Raw genomic sequence first — 1660 nt, forward strand, 5'->3', positions numbered from 1 at the left:
AAGCAGCACCTACAAGAATCCCAGCTACCAGAAAGCCGCTGGCGCATTCGCCAACATCGTGCTGGATTCCATCAACCGTGCAGACCCCACCAACGCCACCAAAGACCCTGTTCCTTACACTGGCGTGCAGTTCGTGGGCATCCCCGAGTTCCAGGCGCTGGGAACGCAGGTCGGACAGTACCTCGCTGGCGTGCTGAGCGGTCAGATGACCGTGGATCAGGCCCTCAAGCAGGCCCAGACCGCTGCCGACAGGGTCAGCACCGAGGGTGGCTACAAGAAGTGATTCCACAGCTGGCCTGCTCCACCTGAACGGACTTTCCTCAAGCATCGGGTGGAGGGAGTGACCCCTCCACCCGATGCTTTCCCTCGAAGGTCAGCAGCACACTCCTTTTGATTCTCCGCAGGTCAGCCCTCCACCCTTCGCCTTCTCTTTTTGATGCATCATCGCACCTCGCTCAGCCGCATGATGCATCCCCACAGAAAAGAGTCCAGATGATCAGCAATACTGTTCCCACAACAAAAGAAATGAAAAGAAAGCCCATCAATTTGCCTGCGGTCCTGCTGGTCCTGCCCGCGCTTGTGTACCTGATCGTCACCACCCAGGCCCCATTCCTGATGACGGTGTACTACAGCTTCTTCAAGTGGAACCTCACCATTCCTGACCAGCGTCCCTTCATCGGGCTGAGCAACTACCTTTCCCTCTTCACCGACCCCCAGAACCTGCACGTGATGCTCAACACCGTGGTCCTGATGCTCTCGGTGGTGGTCCTCACCATCCTGATCGGAGGAGGCGTGGCCCTGCTGCTGAACCGCCGTTTCCTGGGGCGTGGCGTGGTCCGAACGCTGTTTATCAGTTCTTTCCTGGTGATGCCCGTGGTCACCGCAGTGGTCTGGAAGAACATGCTGATGAACCCTGTTTTCGGATTTTTCAGCTGGGTCAGCCAGCAACTCGGCCTTCCTGCCGTCGATTTTCTGTCCCAGTACCCGATGGGCAGCATCGTGGCGATGGTCACCTGGGAATGGACCCCTTTTGCTGCCCTGATCCTGCTGACGGGACTGCAATCCATGCCCGAAGAGCAACTTGAAGCCGCTCGACTTGACGGGTGCACCCCCTTTCAGGAGTTCTGGTACATGGTGCTGCCCCACCTCTCCAAATCCCTGGAAGTGGTGGTGCTGCTGGAAACCATCTTCCTGATGCAGGTCTACGGGGAAATTTACACCGCCACCTCTGGTGGTCCTGGCATTTCGACCACCACCATTCCCTACTTCATCTACCAGAAGGCGTTTGCGGAGTACAACATCGGTCTGGCCTCTGCTGCCGGGGTCATCGCGGTGCTCTTCACCAACCTCGTCTCTTCCGTGATCCTCCGGATCATTGGCCGCAACATCCAGGGAGCGAAAGCATGAGTTCCATTCAGGAAGCCACCCTCAGACCCGCCGACCAGAGCAAGAAAACCGTGGCCATGATCAAGGGCTCACTGCTGACGGCCCTCACCTATCTGGTTTTGTTGCTGTTCCTGTTTCCCCTGATCTGGATGGTGATGGCCGGCTTCAAAACTGAGGCACAGGCGTTTGCCACCCCTCCCATCTTCTTCTTCAGTCCTACCCTGGAAAACTTCCATCGTGCACTGGAAACCTATGGTCCATTCCTCAAAAACTC

At 57.2% G+C, this 1660-nt stretch carries 1 protein-coding gene and 2 pseudogenes; all 3 read left to right on the forward strand.

Translation table 11 applies throughout. From position 1 onward, the window contains the following. A pseudogene (locus DC3_RS28730) lies at window positions 1–283 on the forward strand (sugar ABC transporter substrate-binding protein); the annotation flags it as partial. A gap of 242 nt (window positions 284–525) precedes the next feature. Then, window positions 526–1407, forward strand: coding sequence for a carbohydrate ABC transporter permease (locus DC3_RS28735; RefSeq protein ID WP_246130849.1), 882 nt, complete (start codon window positions 526–528; stop codon window positions 1405–1407). Then, window positions 1404–1660 (forward strand): annotated as a pseudogene (locus tag DC3_RS28740) (carbohydrate ABC transporter permease); the annotation flags it as partial. The gene DC3_RS28735 and the pseudogene DC3_RS28740, both read left to right, overlap by 4 nt.

Source organism: Deinococcus cellulosilyticus NBRC 106333 = KACC 11606 (assembly GCF_007990775.1).
Classification (GTDB): domain Bacteria; phylum Deinococcota; class Deinococci; order Deinococcales; family Deinococcaceae; genus Deinococcus_C; species Deinococcus_C cellulosilyticus.